Origin of the sequence: Streptomyces sp. NBC_01716 (assembly GCF_036248275.1) — a bacterium.
In the GTDB taxonomy this organism is placed as follows: Bacteria; Actinomycetota; Actinomycetes; order Streptomycetales; family Streptomycetaceae; genus Streptomyces.
Map to the genome: position 1 here is coordinate 4,231,583 of NZ_CP109181.1, position 15,959 is coordinate 4,247,541.

The 15,959-nt window shown below is 70.5% G+C and carries 13 protein-coding genes; 9 read left to right on the plus strand and 4 right to left on the minus strand.

What is annotated here, in order from left to right:
• Position 1: 1 nt before the first annotated feature.
• On the minus strand, positions 2–1,183 hold the full coding sequence (gene pdhA, locus OIE74_RS18365) for a pyruvate dehydrogenase (acetyl-transferring) E1 component subunit alpha (RefSeq protein WP_329384768.1): 1,182 nt from the start codon (positions 1,181–1,183) through the stop codon (positions 2–4).
• Positions 1,184–1,508: 325 nt separating this feature from the next.
• Here pdhA and OIE74_RS18370 point away from each other — a divergent pair, with 325 nt between their 5' ends.
• The 3 genes from OIE74_RS18370 to OIE74_RS18380 all read left to right on the plus strand — a co-directional run bounded on the left by OIE74_RS18370 (position 1,509) and on the right by OIE74_RS18380 (position 3,884).
• A complete protein-coding gene (locus OIE74_RS18370) occupies positions 1,509–2,168 on the plus strand; it encodes a response regulator transcription factor (protein WP_329384770.1) in 660 nt (219 codons plus the stop codon).
• A gap of 120 nt (positions 2,169–2,288) precedes the next feature.
• Positions 2,289–2,789: a pyridoxamine 5'-phosphate oxidase family protein gene (locus tag OIE74_RS18375; protein WP_329384773.1), complete on the plus strand. Its 501-nt coding sequence runs from the start codon at positions 2,289–2,291 to the stop codon at positions 2,787–2,789.
• 72 nt (positions 2,790–2,861) lie between these two features.
• On the plus strand, positions 2,862–3,884 hold the full coding sequence (locus tag OIE74_RS18380; RefSeq protein WP_329384776.1) for a phosphotransferase: 1,023 nt from the start codon (positions 2,862–2,864) through the stop codon (positions 3,882–3,884).
• Positions 3,885–3,936: 52 nt separating this feature from the next.
• Here OIE74_RS18380 and OIE74_RS18385 read toward each other — a convergent pair whose 3' ends face one another.
• Entirely contained in the window at positions 3,937–5,544 is a 1,608-nt protein-coding gene (locus OIE74_RS18385; protein ID WP_329384779.1) for a protein kinase domain-containing protein, read from the minus strand.
• A gap of 383 nt (positions 5,545–5,927) precedes the next feature.
• Between OIE74_RS18385 and OIE74_RS18390 the strand changes: the two genes are divergently transcribed.
• The 6 genes from OIE74_RS18390 to OIE74_RS18415 all read left to right on the plus strand — a co-directional run bounded on the left by OIE74_RS18390 (position 5,928) and on the right by OIE74_RS18415 (position 13,725).
• Positions 5,928–7,553, plus strand: a complete 1,626-nt coding sequence (locus tag OIE74_RS18390) for a protein kinase domain-containing protein (RefSeq protein WP_329384781.1) — start codon at positions 5,928–5,930, stop codon at positions 7,551–7,553.
• A 212-nt stretch (positions 7,554–7,765) separates the two neighbouring features.
• Complete coding sequence (locus OIE74_RS18395) at positions 7,766–8,428, plus strand: hypothetical protein (protein WP_329384784.1); 663 nt, start codon at positions 7,766–7,768, stop codon at positions 8,426–8,428.
• Between the two features lie 158 nt (positions 8,429–8,586).
• Positions 8,587–9,288 (plus strand): PadR family transcriptional regulator, encoded by a 702-nt coding sequence (locus tag OIE74_RS18400; RefSeq protein WP_329384787.1) that lies wholly within the window; start codon positions 8,587–8,589, stop codon positions 9,286–9,288.
• An 88-nt stretch (positions 9,289–9,376) separates the two neighbouring features.
• Positions 9,377–10,117 carry an ABC transporter ATP-binding protein gene (locus tag OIE74_RS18405; RefSeq protein WP_329384790.1) on the plus strand — a complete coding sequence of 247 codons (741 nt, stop codon included), beginning with the start codon at positions 9,377–9,379 and terminating at the stop codon, positions 10,115–10,117.
• Positions 10,114–13,071 (plus strand): FtsX-like permease family protein, encoded by a 2,958-nt coding sequence (locus tag OIE74_RS18410; RefSeq protein WP_329384793.1) that lies wholly within the window; start codon positions 10,114–10,116, stop codon positions 13,069–13,071. Before OIE74_RS18405 ends, OIE74_RS18410 begins: the two co-directional genes overlap by 4 nt.
• A 99-nt stretch (positions 13,072–13,170) precedes the next feature.
• Positions 13,171–13,725, plus strand: coding sequence for a bacterial proteasome activator family protein (locus OIE74_RS18415; RefSeq protein ID WP_329384796.1), 555 nt, complete (start codon positions 13,171–13,173; stop codon positions 13,723–13,725).
• Positions 13,726–13,803: 78 nt separating this feature from the next.
• Here the strand turns inward: OIE74_RS18415 and OIE74_RS18420 are convergent, their stop codons facing one another.
• Together OIE74_RS18420 and OIE74_RS18425 are read right to left on the minus strand one after the other, a co-directional pair.
• A complete protein-coding gene (locus OIE74_RS18420; RefSeq protein WP_329384799.1) occupies positions 13,804–14,790 on the minus strand; it encodes an NAD(P)H-quinone oxidoreductase in 987 nt (328 codons plus the stop codon).
• A 93-nt stretch (positions 14,791–14,883) separates the two neighbouring features.
• Positions 14,884–15,939 (minus strand): potassium channel family protein, encoded by a 1,056-nt coding sequence (locus OIE74_RS18425; RefSeq protein ID WP_329392344.1) that lies wholly within the window; start codon positions 15,937–15,939, stop codon positions 14,884–14,886.
• Positions 15,940–15,959 lie beyond the last annotated feature (20 nt).

The window sequence follows — 15,959 nt, forward strand, 5'->3', positions numbered from 1 at the left end:
GCTACTTGCCCTCCTCGGCTGCGGAGTCGAACGACGCCTCGTACGCCGCGAACTGCGCCCGCTCCTCGTCCACGAGCGCGTGCCCGTCCGCGTAGACATGCTCGAAGATCGCCAGGTGGTCCGGGTCGGGCATCGCACGCACCGTCTCACGCACCCGCCTGCCGAGCGCCTCGCTCTCCTTCTCCAGAGCCGCGAAGAACGCCTCGTCGGCGGCCGACTCCCGCTCCAGATACGCGCGCAGCCGCAGGATCGGGTCCTTCGCCTCCCACGCCTCGCGCTCCTCGTCCGCCCGGTACTTCGTCGGGTCGTCGGAGGTGGTGTGCGCGCCCATGCGGTAGGTGAACGCCTCGACGAGCATCGGGCCCTCGCCACCGCGGGCGCGCTCCAGCGCGGCACGCGTCACGGCCAGACAGGCCAGTACGTCGTTGCCGTCGACCCGGACACCGGGGAAGCCGAAGCCCTGCGCGCGCTGGTAGAGCGGCACGCGCATCTGCTTCTCGGTCGGCTCCGAGATGGCCCACTGGTTGTTCTGGCAGAAGAACACCACCGGCGCGTTGTAGACGGCCGAGAAGGTGAACGACTCGGCCACGTCGCCCTGGCTGGACGCGCCGTCGCCGAAGTAGGCGATGACGGCGGAGTCCGCGCCATCCTTGGCCACGCCCATCGCGTAGCCGGCGGCGTGCAGCGTCTGCGAGCCGATGACGATCGTGTAGAGGTGGAAGTTGTTGGCCTTCGGGTCCCAGCCTCCGTGGTTCACACCGCGGAACATCCCCAGCAGATTCGTCGGGTCGACGCCCCGGCACCAGGCGACGCCGTGCTCCCGGTAGGTCGGGAAGACATAGTCCTCGTCGCGCAGCGCGCGTCCCGAGCCGATCTGCGCGGCCTCCTGGCCGAGCAGCGAGGCCCACAGGCCCAGCTCGCCCTGACGCTGGAGGGATGTGGCCTCGGCGTCGAAACGGCGGGTGAGGACCATGTCGCGGTAGAGACCGCGCAGGGACTCGGGGGTGATGTCGGCTACGTAGCCGTCGTACTCGTCGTTCTTCACGCGCTCGCCCTCGGGCGTCAGCAGCTGTACGAGCTGGGGCTCGGAAGCCTTCGGCTGCGGCGTCGTCCTGGCGCCGGCGCGCTTGGTGCCGCTGCTACGTCGCGGCTTTCGCGCGGCGGCAGTGCTCTCCACGGTCACGTGCGTGCTCCTCCGTCGGTCCGGTCCCCGGGATCCGCCGGGAACCAGTGCGGCTCCGCCTGCTTCCGGACGTGTGCACGGGGTGGGTGCGGCCCGGCCGGGACAGGCGTGACAGGTGCCCCGGCGAGCGCCCTGTCACAGGCACGTTACCCAGTGGGTCGCATTCCTGCGAAACCCCCCTGACCTGCAATTTTGCTTGGATTTCCAAGTAAATCGAAAAAGTCGGGTACAACCACTGGTCACAGCCTTGCAGGCCGCCGGAACAACGGCACGTTATCCCGGCGGCCCGGGGCGGGGATAGGGGTATGTGTGTTTGACTGATGTCGTGCCTGAAGAGGGAAAAATCACCGTATTTCTTCTTGACGACCACGAGGTCGTCCGGCGAGGCGTCCATGAGCTGCTCGCCGTCGAGCCCGACATCGAGGTCGTCGGCGAGGCGGGTACGGCTCAGGACGCGCTGGCCAGAATCCCGGCGACCCGGCCCGATGTCGCGGTGCTCGACGTACGGCTGCCGGATGGCAGCGGGGTGGAGGTCTGCCGTGAGATCCGGGCCAGGGACGAGAGCATCAAGTGCCTTATGCTCACCTCGTTCTCCGACGACGAGGCGCTCTTCGACGCGATCATGGCCGGCGCCTCGGGTTATGTACTCAAGGCCATCCGCGGCGACGAGCTGCTGACCGCCGTACGGGACGTGGCCGCGGGCCGCTCCCTGCTGGACCCGGTCGCCACCGCGCGGGTGCTCCAGCGGCTCCGCGAGGGCAACACCCCCAAGGGTGACGAGAAGCTGGCGAACCTCACCGAGCAGGAGCGCAAGATCCTGGATCTGATCGGCGAGGGCCTGACCAACCGCGCCATCGGCGAGCGGCTGCATCTCGCCGAGAAGACGATCAAGAACTACGTCTCCAGCTTGCTGTCCAAGCTGGGGATGGAGCGACGCTCGCAGGCAGCCGCGTACGTGGCCAGAATCCAGGCCGAGCAGCGCTGAAACCTGTCGAAGGGCCTCCACCTGCCCGGGTTCCCTAAAGGCCAGATAAGGACCAAGGTCCCATGTATCCGGGGCGGGCTCCCCTGTTCTGTGGACGATCGGTGACAGAGAGTGGGAGCCATGTCCACCGATCATCTGCGCGCCATCGAGCTGCTCAACCGGGTCCGGTACGGACGGGTGGCGACGAGCATGCGGGCGATGCCCTTCGTGGCCCCCGCCCGTCACATCGTCCTGGATGACAGCGTCGTCCTGCGGATGCACCGGGGGATGGGCTACCACCGGGCGTGCAGCGGCAGCGTGGTCGCGTACGGCGCCGACAACTTCAACACCGGCGAGCCCGACCTCTGGTCGGTCCAGTTCACCGGCACCGCGAACATGGTCAGGCCGACGGACGACGAGCTGGCGCTCTTCGGGCCGGGGCCGCACGACGTCGACGGCGAACCGTTCGATGCCGTCTATATGAGCATGACGCCGCAGTTCGCGACCGTGCACGTGCTGAAATACAAGCCGGAGGACGCGACGGAGGGCCCGGCGGCCGGGACCGGAGCCGAGAACAGGACCGAGAGCGGGGCCGCGACCAAGACCGACAGCGGACCGCGACACAATCAACACGCAGCGTGATCTATCATCTGACGGGTGCCGCGCTCATCTGCAACGACTGCGACCCCGCCCGATGTCGCGACCGCTCCCCCCGTGGCGGACCAGCCCTTCGGTCTCCTCCCCCTCGGTGACCTGCTCCGACGCTACAAGCGCGGCGGCGAGCCCCTGTCCTGCCGGCCCGTCGCCCAGGGCCTGCTGAACCGCGGCTACCGGCTCACCACCACCCACGGGTCCTACTTCCTCAAGCACCACCTCGACGGCGACCACGAGTCCATCGCCCGCCAGCACCGCGCCACCCGGCGGCTCCAGGCCCTCGGCGTACCCGTGGTACCGCCCGTACAGGACACCGAGGGCGGCACCGTCGCCGTCGTCGGCGGCCACTGCTACGCCCTGCATCCGTGGGTCGACGGCCGGCACCGCACCGGCGCCCAGCTGACCCCCGCCACGTCGGGGCGGCTCGGGTCGTTACTCGGAGTCGTACACATCTGTCTGGAACAGGTCATGGAGTCGGTGAAGTGCCACCTCGCCTACGACGACGCGTACGACAGCGCCGCCCCCGAGGACACCTTCGCGCTCATCGAAGAACTGCTGGCCCTCGCCCGCGGGCGCACCCCGCGCGACGGCTTCGACGCCCTCGCCGAACACCGGCTCCGGGAGCGCCGCACGCTCCTGGAGAGCCACGCCCACCACCGCCCGCCACCGGGCGCCGAGACGGCCACCGGGTGGGTGCACGGCGACTTCCACCCGCTGAACCTGCTCTACCGGGGCACCGAGCCCGCAGCGATCGTCGACTGGGACCGGCTGTCCGTCCAGCCGCGCGCCGAGGAGGCGGTCCGGGCGGCGGCGATCTTCTTCGTACAGCCGTCGGGGGAGCTGGACCTTGGGAAGGTACGGGCGTACGCGCGCGCCTACCGGCTCGCGGCCGGGGCCGACGCCGGTGAACTGGCCGCGGCCGTCCACCGGGTGTGGTGGGAGCGGCTGAACGACTTCTGGATACTGCGCTGGCGCTACCAGCTGGACGACCGAAGGGCCGACTCGCAGTTCCCTGCGGTGTCGGCCCTGGCGGTCTGGTGGACGCGGAGGTACGAAGACGTGCGCGAGGCGTTCACGGGGTGACTTCCAGCCCGTCCGGCGATTGAGGACCGGCCACCGGCCGGGTCCGGTCCCGCTACGGACCACCCTCCCCGCCGGCCGCGGCACCCTCGACGACGCCCTCAGTCGTCCCCGTGCTGCCTTCCGTCGTGCCCTCGGTCGTGCCCTCCGTCGTGCCCTCGGTCGTACCTTCCGTCGTCCCCTCGGTCGTGCCCTCGGTGCCCTCCACGTCGCCGCCACCCTCGGTGGTGCCCTCCGTCGCCCCCTCGTCGTCACCCGGATCCGGCGAGGACGGGGGGTCCGTCGGCGTCTCGGACGGCGTCGGCTGCCCGGTCGGGGTGTCGTCCGGCGGGTAGTCCGGCTGCTGGTTGCCGCCCGTGGAGGTGTCCGGCTCGTCGTCGGTCGGCGCCGACTCCTCGTCCGACTTCGTCGGCTTGTCGCTCGGCGTGGCGGGCGGGCTCTGCGTGGTCTTCTGGTCGTCCTTGTTGCCGGTGTCCGTGCCGGCAATGTTGTTCAGCGCGTACGCGGCGCCGGCGACGATCGCGATCACGGCGAGCACCGCGAACAGCCACATCTTGCTGCGGCCCCCGCCCCCGTTGCCGTGGTGGCCCCCGTCGTAACCGCCGTCGTGCGGGTTCTGCGGCGGCAGCAGCGGGCGCTGCGCGGTGTCGCCGTGCGGCGGGTGACCGAGCGCGGTCGTGGCGGCGACGCCCATCGCCGGGGTGCCGCCCTCGTGCATGTCGACGGGGCCGGTGTTCCAGGTGCCGACGTGGCTGCCCTGCTGCTGGAGCATCTGCATGCCGTACTGGACGAGGCCGCGCATCTCCTCGGCGCTCTGGAACCGGTCGTCCGGGTCCTTCGCGAGCGAGCGCATGACCAGCCCGTCCAGCTCCGGCGGCACCACGTCCGAGACCTCGGACGGCGGGACGGGGATGTCCTGGACGTGCTGATAGACGACGGAGAGCGGCGTCTCGCCGGTGAACGGCGGGCGCAGCGACAGGAGTTCGTAGAGCAGACAGCCCGTGGCGTAGAGGTCGGACCGGTGGTCGACGGCCTTGCCGAGCGCCTGCTCGGGGGAGAGGTACTGCGGCGTGCCCATGACCATGCCGGTCTGGGTCATCGTCGACTGCGCGCCGTGCAGGGCGCGGGCGATGCCGAAGTCCATCACCTTGACCGCGCCGCCGTGCGTGATGATCACGTTCGCGGGCTTGATGTCACGGTGCACGATGCCGTGCTGGTGCGAGTACGCGAGCGCTTCGAGCACACCGGAGACGATGATCAGTGCCTGCTCCGGCGGCGGCGCCTCCGCGTTGATCAGCAGATCGCGGATGGTGCGGCCCTCGACGAGCTCCATGACGATGTACGGAACGGTCTGGCCGCCCACGACATCTTCACCGGAGTCGTACACGGCCACCACGGCGTGGTGGTTGAGACCGGCCACCGACTGGGCCTCGCGTGTGAAGCGGGCCTTGGAGACCGGGTCCTCGGCGAGGTCGGAGCGGAGCAGCTTGACGGCCACGGTACGGCCGAGCCGGACGTCCTCCGCCGCGTACACCTCCGCCATACCGCCCCGGCCGAGGCGGTACGTCATCCGGTAACGGCCGTCGCCGACCAGCCCGCCGACGCCCCATGAGTCCCCAGCATCAGGCACTCCGCCGCCGCCTGCTTCGGATTCGGGTGCCATCAGTCCTCGCCGTCGTATCTATCCGCGCGTGCCGCGCGCGGGCGCGGGGTCGCGGTGGTGCCTGGGATGGGTGAAGGTGTGGGGCCAGGAGCCGCCACGAATCCTGGATTGTTGCTGTGCCGGTCACGCTACAGCCTTCGCGCGGCACGCCGATCAGAGATGGACCGGTCATCAAACCCGCTACGCGTACGCACGGGCAAATTCCATGCGTTTCCTGTAACGCTTCCGAGACGCTTGTTGTGCGTAGGGTCACGGAACGGGCACCCCGCTTGACGTGTCAGGGCCCTGCGGCAGACTTGGCCCGTAAATACGGGAGCATGTGAGTACGGATCAGCGCGAAGCACTGAGTCACCGCGTCGCCGCGCCGAGGGGGAAGCACAGTCATGAGCCACGACGGCGCACAGGGCCGCTACGCGGGCGGTTCGGTCGCGGGCGGCCGGTACCAGCTTCGTGACCTTCTCGGCGAGGGCGGCATGGCGTCCGTCTACCTCGCGTACGACGCGGCTCTCGACCGGCAGGTCGCCATCAAGACGCTCCACACCGAGCTCGGCCGTGAGCAGTCCTTCCGTGAACGCTTCCGGCGCGAGGCCCAGGCCGTCGCGAAACTGTCGCACACCAACATCGTCTCGGTCTTCGACACCGGTGAGGACGAGCTGGACGGCTCGCTCATGCCGTACATCGTCATGGAGTACGTGGAGGGGCAGCCGCTCGGCTCGGTGCTCCAGTCGGACATCCAGCAGTACGGCGCGATGCCGGCGGACCGCGCGCTGAAGGTGACGGCGGACGTGCTCGCCGCGCTGGAGACCAGCCATGAGATGGGCCTGGTCCACCGCGACATCAAGCCCGGCAACGTGATGATGACCAAGCGCGGCGTCGTCAAGGTGATGGACTTCGGCATCGCGCGGGCCATGCAGTCGGGCGTCACGTCGATGACGCAGACCGGCATGGTCGTCGGTACGCCGCAGTACCTCTCGCCCGAGCAGGCGCTGGGGCGAGGCGTCGACGCCCGCTCCGACCTGTACTCGGTCGGCATCATGCTCTTCCAGCTGCTGACGGGCCGGCTCCCCTTCGAGGCCGACTCGCCGCTGGCGATCGCGTACGCGCATGTGCAGGAGGAGCCGGTCGCGCCCTCCTCGATCAACCGCTCGCTCACTCCCGCGATGGACGCGCTCGTCGCGCGGGCGCTGAAGAAGAACCCGAACGAGCGGTTCCCGAGCGCGGCCGCGATGCGCGACGAGTGCGCGCGGGTGCTTCCGCAGGGCCACACCGGGGCTCCGGTGATCGTGCAGGGCGCCCCGTCGGTGAGCGGCGCGGGTGTGGGCTCGGCGGTCTTCCCGCCGGTCGACCAGGGGACGCAGCCGCCGCAGGGCGGCGTGCAGACGCCGTACCAGCCGGGGGCGTACGGCCCGCCGACCCCGGCGCCGATGCAGACACCGCCTCCTACGTACGGCTACCCGCCGCAGCCCAACCAGGGCTACCAGACCCCGGCACCCACGTACTCGATGTCCCCGCAGCCCCCGATGGGCCCGGGGCACGGCGGGCACGGGGGCCACGGCGGTGGTGGCAACGGCCGCGGCAGCAGGCGGAACATGCCGGTGATCGTCGGCTCGATCGTGGTCGCGGTCGCGGCGATCGCGGGCCTGACGTTCGCGCTGACTCAGAACGGCGACGACGGGAAGGGCGGCTCGGAGGCCAAACCGAGCGGCTCGGCGGTGGAGGGCCACCGGCCGCCGGAGCGCAACCGCGTCATCGACAAGGAGAAGTGCTCGGACGCGTACGAGGACGGGGTGGACCCGACCAAGGTCCAGGCGCCCGACCTGCGTTACAAGGACATCCTCTCGGTGAAGGAGTGCCTGCGGTCCGCGGGGTGGACGTGGACGGTGACCGAGGTCAACGACCCCACTCAGGCGAAGGACATCGTGGTCGATCAGTACCCGCGCCAGAGCGCGGCGGTGCTGCCCAAGGACCAGGAGTTCGAGCTCAAGATCTCCACCGGCAACCCGGAGTAGCCGACGGCGCGGGCGCGATTCTGACGGCCGGGGGGCTGAGGGCCGGGGATTGGCGGTCGGGAGTTCGACGGCCGGCGCCCGCGGAAGGCCCCGGTCCGGAGGGGCCGTGACGGCGCCCGCGCGGGGCGTCCGCGCGGGAGTGTACGGCCGCCGGGACGCCCGGCTCCCGCCGAGATGCCGCTTCTGTCACCGCATGTGACGCTGAGTCGGTGATGTCTCGGCTCCACGCACGGCTCCGTTCCTCCCGCGCGCTCGCGCTTGCCATCGCCGTCGCGCTCATACTCGCCTCTCTGCTGACAAGCGCGTCCCTCGCGTTCGCCGAGGACCGCGAATCCCCGCGCGCGGAACCGTCGCGGTCGCCGGGCGCCACCTCCTCGCTGGCGGGGAACGAGGCCGGGCAGGGGCGGCCCCGGCCAGGGCGGACGAACCCGGCGACCGCCACCGGCGCGAGTGGTGAGGTGCCGTCGTCCGGTGTCGGCACCGTGTCCGCGGATCCCACCGTGCTGATGTCGCCCAGCGGTACGAGCGGAAGACCTTCGTCCCGTTCCGCTTCGCCGTCCCCCACCCGTTCCGCGCCCGCCTCGGCCGAGCCGCACAGGCAGCAGTCCCCGAGCGGGAAACCCGAGCGCGAGCAGGGCGACCCGGACGAGGGTGAACTCCGCGACGAAGAGCTCCTGTCGGACGACTTCGATGCCTCGGAAGAGGGACCGGTCCCACCCCGTACACCCCCTCACGACGCCTCCGCACAGGAGCAGAACAGCCAGGCGGTCGCCCAGCCGGTCGCCCGCGCCGTCCCCGCGCTGACTCTCGGGGTCGGGATGGCACTGATGGGCCTCGGCATCGGTTTTCTGGGCCTGAGACTCCGGCGACACTGACACCGACCATCCGCCGACGCCCTCACGTACCACCTCTGACCTGGCCGTTTACCACTCTCGTACATCCCGCGTCGCCCTTACCTCCTCCTTACGACGGACCTGTCACGTCCCTCTCAAGGCCCTTGCCGTCGAATCCATACTGGGTATACATACTGAGTATGTCGATCCGCCACGGGCTGCTGGCCCTCCTCGAATCGGGACCGCGCTACGGCTCCCAGCTCCGTACGGAGTTCGAATCCCGTACCGGCGCCACCTGGCCCCTGAACGTCGGTCAGGTCTATACGACGCTCAACCGTCTGGAGCGCGACGGGATGGTCGTCCAGGACGGTGAGGACGAAGCCGGCCACGCGCTCTACGCGATGACGGACGCCGGTCGCGATGAGCTGCGGAACTGGTTCCGGTCACCGGTCGACCGGCGCAGTCCACCGCGCGACGAGCTCGCCATCAAGCTCGCGATGGCCGTCGGCGCACCCGGGATCGACATCCGCGACGTGATCCAGTCCCAGCGCCACCACACCGTGCAGGCGATGCAGGACTACACCCGGCTCAAGGCCCAGGCCACCGACGTCTCGCCGGACAACCGGGACGACGTGGCATGGCTGCTCGTCCTCGAACAGCTCATCTTCCAGACCGAGGCCGAGGCGCGCTGGCTCGACCACTGCGAGGCCCGGCTCGTCCGGCTCTCGCTGCTGAACGCGCAGAAGGAGAAGCGGCGGAAGAAGGAAGAGGAGAGCGCCGCCGGGACCGCCGAGGGGGCCGCCGCCGGGACCGCGACCGGGACCGCCGACGGGACCACCGATCAGCCGGCCCGGCAGCCCGGCGCCTCCCGGGCCGGCTCCGGCCGCTCCAGAAACCGCTGACACCCCACCCACCACATGCACCACACACACCACAGACCCACCCACCGACGCGTCTGCGCACCAGATCCGCACCCAAGGGGGACCACCCATGCCTGACCAGGCACCGCATCCCGTGCTCCAACTCAAGGACCTGACCCGCGTCCACGGCAGTGGCGCCACCGAGGTCCACGCCCTGCGCGGGATCAACCTCGACGTCTTCCCCGGCGAACTCGTCGCCGTCATGGGCCCGTCAGGCTCCGGCAAGTCCACGCTGCTCACCATCGCCGGCGGTCTCGACACCCCGACATCGGGCCAGGTGATCGTCGAGAACACCGACCTCACCACCGCGGACCGCAAGCAGATCGCCGCGCTGCGGCGCCGCAGCATCGGTTACGTCTTCCAGGACTACAACCTCATCCCGGCCCTCACCGCCGCCGAGAACGTCGCCCTCCCCCGCGAGCTCGACGGCACCTCCGCCCGCAAGGCCAGGGGCGAGGCCGTCGCCGCGCTGCGCGAGATGGAACTCGGCGACCTCGCCGACCGCTTCCCGGACGAGATGTCCGGCGGCCAGCAGCAGCGCGTGGCCATCGCCCGCGCGCTCGTCGGCGACCGCCGCCTCGTCCTGGCGGACGAGCCCACCGGCGCCCTCGACTCCGAGACCGGCGAATCCGTGCTCGCCCTGCTGCGCAGCCGCTGCGACGCGGGGGCGGCCGGCGTCCTGGTCACGCACGAGCCGCGCTTCGCGGCCTGGGCCGACCGCGTGGTCTTCCTCCGGGACGGCGCCGTCGTCGACCAGACCCTCCGCAGCCAGGCCGACTCGCTGCTCACGGGCCAGGCGGCCGAACGGTGAAGAACTGGTACCACTCCTGGCGCGCCGCGATCCGCATAGCCCGCCGTGACGCCTGGCGCTTCAAGGGACGCAGCTTCCTCGTCCTCGCCATGCTCGCCCTGCCGATCCTCGGTGTGAGCGCCGCCGACCTGACCCTGCGCAGCGCGGACCTCAGCCCCGCCCAGCAGTTGGACCGCGACCTGGGGCGGGCCGACGCCCGCGTCAACGACCCGCGTATGGGCGGGGTTCCCCTCATGCAGAACCCCAAGGGTGACAACTACCAGCCGGTGAAGAGCTACGGCGACGACGAGCCGTGGCCCGAGGGCGAGACGGACATCGCCTCCGCCCTTCCGGCAGGCGCGAAGTCCCTCATCGACTCGGAGGGCACCGCCAAGCTCAGGACGACCCACGGACTGCTGAGCACCTCGGTCCGGGAGCTGAAGGCGGCGGACCCGATGGCCGAGGGCATCATGGTCCTCGACCGCGGCCGGTTCCCGAAGAAGGCCGGCGAGGTCGCCGCGACCAACGCTTTCCTGGAGAGCAGCGGACTGCACGTCGGTTCGAAGCTCACGGCTCGCGGACTCGACGCCGCGTACCGGATCGTCGGCGCGTACGAGGTGCCGAACGACCTGGGCACCACCCAGGTCAACGCTCTTCCCGGCGCGCTGCTGGCCCCGCTCGACAAGGCGCTGGCCGCCGCGGAGCTGCCCGGCACCGATACGTTCAGCACCTATCTGACCTCGGTCCCCGGCGACGCCGGTTTCACATGGAACATGGTCAAGGAGACCAACGCCAAGGGCGCCACGGTCACTTCGCGCGCGGTGGTGCTCGATCCGCCGCCGGACTCGGACGTGGCGCTGTACGCGAAGGAGGGCGCGACCGACCGCGGGAGCGGCTCCGCCAACGCCACCGAGCTCGCCATCATCAGCACCATCGTCGGCCTCGCGATGCTGGAGATCTGCCTGCTGGCGGGCCCCGCGTTCGCCGTCGGCGCCCGCCGCTCCCGCCGCCAGCTCGGCCTGGTCGGCGCCAACGGCGGCGACCGGCACCACATCAGGGCCATCGTCCTCAGCGGCGGCCTGGTGATCGGCGCGGTCGCCGCCGTGGTCGGCACGGTGCTGGGCATCGTCCTGACCTTCGCGCTCCAGCCGGTGCTCGAAGGTGTGCTCGGCAGGCGCTTCGGCAGCTTCGACCTGCGTCCGCTGGAGCTGATCGGGATCGCGCTGGTCGCGGTCGTCACCGGTCTGCTGGCCGCGATCGTGCCGGCCGTGACCGCGTCCCGGCAGACCGTCGTCGCCTCCCTCACCGGGCGCCGTGGCATCCGCAGAAGCAGCAGGGTGCTGCCGATGGTGGGCCTGGGCGCCGTCGTACTCGGCGCGGGCATCGCGCTGTACGGCTCGACCGTGTCGGACCAGGCCATGATCGTCGCGGGCGGCAGTGCGCTCGCGGAGCTCGGTGTGGTGGCGCTGACGCCCGCCCTCGTGGGCCTCTTCGGACGGATCGGCCGGTGGCTGCCGCTCTCGCCGCGGCTCGCGCTGCGGGATTCCGTACGTAACCGGGGCCGTACGGCTCCGGCCGTGGCGGCGGTGCTCGCGGCGGTCGCGGGAACGGTTGCCGTGGCGACGTACTCGGCCAGCTCCGACGCCCAGGCCGAGGCCCGGTACGAGCCGGAGTTGCCGTACGGCGCGGTCGCGATCCTGTCCCCGGAGTCCGCCGTGGACGTCCCGTCGATGCGGGAGGACGTACGGAAGCTGCTGCCTACGGACGTACGGGCCGATGTGGACCGTGTCGTGGTCGGCACGAAGAGCTGCTCCATGTACGGGGAAGGCGAGGAGTGCGGAATGTACGAGCTCGTCACGCCCAAGGCGTACGAGTGCCCGCTCCGGTCGTACGACGAGTCGGGCGAGGACCCGACGGAGAAGTTCTCCAAGGCCGAGAAGCGCAAGCTCGCCACGGACTGGCGCTGCGTCCAGGACCTCACCGGCCTCGGCAGCTCGGCCGGCGAGATCCTGGTCGGTGACGACAAGCTGCTCAAGGTGCTGGAGATCAACAATCCGGAGGCGAGCGAGGCGCTGGCCAACGGGCGGGCGGTCTCCTTCAGCAAGCGGATCTTCACTCCTGAGGGTGCCGGCAAGGACAAGGACAAGGGCGGGGCGAAGGGCGACGCGGGCGGCACCGTGGTCGCGCCGAAGGGCGGCGTCAACGGGACGATCGACGTCCGCCTCACCACCGCGGCCCAGTCCGAGGAGTCCGAAGAGGCGGGCGCGTCGGACGGCGCGAAGCGGCCGGGCACCGTCAAGGCGATCCCCGCCCACCAGTTCTCGGGCGGCGAGAACACCTATGGCGTCACGGTGATCATGCCTCCGGACGCGGCCGAGAAGGCGGGCATCACGACCGTCCCGTTCGGTTCCTTCTTCACCACCGAGAAGCTGCCGAGCGACGCGCAGCAGCAGAAGCTCAACAGCGAGCTCGCCAACACGGGCGCCGATCCCTGGCTGACCATCGAGAAGGGCTTCGTCCCCGAGAACAGCACCACGATGCTGGCACTCGCCGTCTTCGCGGGGCTGATCACCATCGGCGCCGCCGGTATCGCCACGGGCCTCGCCCAGGCCGACGCGGAGGCCGACCTGAAGACGCTCGCCGCCGTCGGGGCGCCGCCCAGGGTCCGCAAGGCGCTGAGCGGGTTCCAGTGCGGGGTGGTGGCCGCGATGGGTGTCGTACTCGGCTCGGCGTCCGGGATTCTGCCCGCCATCGGGCTGCGCTTCACCGAGCGCCGCGCGGAGGACCAGATGTACGCGCAAATGCTGGACGAGGGGTGGTCCAGCGGTGAGCAGGCCACGGCGCCCTTCGTGCCGGTGGTCATCCCGTGGGAGACGCTGGGCCTACTGCTCGTCGTGGTCCCGCTCGGCGCGGCGCTCCTGGCCGCGCTGGTCACCCGCTCGCGAGGCGCGCTGGCGCGCAGGGCGGCGATCTGACACCGGTCAGCGGGCACAGGTGAGCCCCCGTGGGAAAGCGATTCGCTTTCCCACGGGGGCTCACCTCGCATCGGCACCCAGGTGCGAGACAATGAAAGTATGGAAATGCCGAGGAACGAACGGTCGCAGGAGAGCAACCCCCATGTCCTCGTGGTGGGGCAGGACGGGATGGCGCTCGGCGGCGGACCCGGGGACGACGAGCCGCGCGAGATCCCGGTGACGGAGATGGTCGAGCAGCCGGCGAAGGTCATGCGTATCGGCAGCATGATCAAGCAGCTGCTCGAAGAAGTGCGGGCGGCTCCTCTGGACGAGGCGAGCAGGGTACGGCTCAAGGAGATCCACGCCGGTTCGGTGAAGGAGCTTGAGGACGGACTCGCGCCCGAGCTCGTCGACGAGCTGGAACGGCTCTCGCTCCCGTTCACCGACGAGGCCATTCCGTCCGAGGCCGAACTGCGCATCGCACAGGCCCAGTTGGTGGGCTGGCTGGAGGGCCTCTTCCACGGGATCCAGACGGCGCTGTTCGCCCAGCAGATGGCGGCGCGTGCGCAGTTGGAGCAGATGCGCCGGGCACTGCCGCCGGGTGCCTCGCAGGACGGCGACGACGGCGAGGACCCGGGCGCGCACGGCGCGATCCGGTCGGGGCCGTATCTCTGACACTTCCGTCGGCCGGCGCGGGCGGTCGGGGTCGGTCTCCGAGGGGTCTCGGAGACCGACCGGGGAAATCCGTCCTCGTTACGGGCGCAGCAGCAGGATCTTGCCGACATGGTCGCCCGACTCCAGCGCGTAATGCGCCTTCGCCGCCTCCGACAACGGGAAGGTGCGGTCCACGATGGGCCGCACCTGCCCGGCGCCTATCAGCGGCCAGACATGCTCCCGTACGGCGGCGATGATCGACGCCTTCTCGCCGGCCGGACGTCCCCGCAGCGACGTCGCCGTGATCGCGGCACGCTTGCCCAGGAGGGCGGCCAGGTTGAGTTCGCCCTTCAGCCCGCCCTGGAGACCGATCACCGCGAGCCGGCCGTTGACGGCCAGGGCCTTCACGTTGCGGCCGAGATACTTGGCGCCGACGATGTCGAGGATGACATCCGCCCCGGCACCGTCCGTGGCCTTCCTGAGCTCGTCGACGAAGTCCTGTTCGCGGTAGTCGATCAGGATGTCCGCGCCCAACTCGGCGCAGCGCGCGAGTTTTTCGGGCCCGCCCGCCGTGACGGCGACCCGCGCGCCGACCGACTTGGCGAGCTGTATCGCCATCGTGCCGATGCCGCTCGCGCCACCGTGCGCCAACAGCGTCTCGCCGGGCCGCAGATGGGCGATCATGAAGACGTTCGACCAGACGGTGGCGGTCACTTCGGGGAGCCCGGCGGCCGTCGCCAGGTCCACGCCCTCGGGTATGGGGAGCAGTTGGCCCACGGGGACGGCGACCTTCTCGGCGTAACCGCCGCCCGAGAGCAGGGCGCACACCTCGTCGCCGACCGACCAGCCGGAGCCCGCGGTGCCGGGGCCCAGCGCGGAGATCCGGCCCGAGCACTCCAGACCGGGGTAGGGGGAGGCGCCGGGCGGGGGGTCGTAGAAGCCCTGGCGTTGCAGCAGATCGGCGCGGTTGACCGCGCTCGCCACGACGTCGACGAGGACTTCGCCTTCGGCGAGTACGGGATCGGGTACTTCGGCCCAGACGAGCGCCTCTGGGCCACCGGGTTCCGGAATCGTGATCGCATACATGGTCGGAGGCTACCCCCCGGCTCTCCCGGCAGTACCGCCCGCGGGTTCGGGCTCATTTCGACCGGATTCGTGTGGGGGCCGGTGGCGGGCCGGTCAGTCCGACTTGCTCTGCACGGGGTTGGGATCCGCCCGTACGATCGTGATCAGCCGGTCCGTGAGCTGGAGCGGGCTGGCCGACGGGTCGTCGTACCCCAGCAGGCGGTGCCCACGCAGGACACTGACCACCAGGTCGTCCGTCTCCCGAACGCTCCGCCCCACCTCCGCCTTTATCACCGGCCGTTCGATGAGATCGAGACCGCTGCCCTGCTGGATCAGGTCCTCCATCACCGTGCCGGCGACGGGGCTGAGCACCGAGAGGCCGAGCAGCCGGCCCGCCGCGCTGGCGCTGGTGATCACGGCGTCCGCGCCGGACTGGCGCAGCAGCGGCGCGTTCTCCTCCTCGCGTACGGCGGCGACGATCTTCGCCCCGCGGTTGAGCTGACGCGCGGTCAGCGCCACCAGTACCGCCGTGTCGTCGCGCTGAGTGGCGATCACCACCTGCCGCGCCCGCTGGAGTTCCGCCCGCAACAGTACGTCGCTGCGCGTCGCGTCGCCGATGACGCCCACGAATCCGTCCGCGTTGGCCGCCTCGATCACCTTCGCGCTGGGGTCGACGATGACGATCTGGTCCTTCTTGAGCCCGGTGGCGCAGAGGGTCTGCATCGCCGACCGGCCCTTGGTGCCGAAGCCGACGATGACGGTGTGGTCACGCAAGTTGGACCTCCAGCGGTTCAGCCGCCACTCCTCCCGGGTGCGCTCCGTGAGGACCTCAAGAGTGGTGCCGACCAGGATGATCAGAAAGAGCACGCGCAGCGGTGTCACGAGCACAACGTTGATGAGCCGGGCCGCGTCGCTGTACGGGACGATATCGCCGTAACCCGTCGTGGAGAGGGTGACGGTGGAGTAGTAGACGGCGTCGAGGAAGTCGACCGAGTCGTCCGCGTTGTCGTGGTAACCGGAGCGGTCGATCCAGACGATGAAGACCGTGGTCGCCAGTACCCCCAGCGCCATCAACAGCCGCTTGCTGACCTGCCGCAGCGGCCGGTCGACGATCCGGCGCGGCAGCTTCACCCGGCCGGTGATCAGGTGTTCGTCGGCATGACGCGCCATGGCGTCGTGGCCGGGAAGTT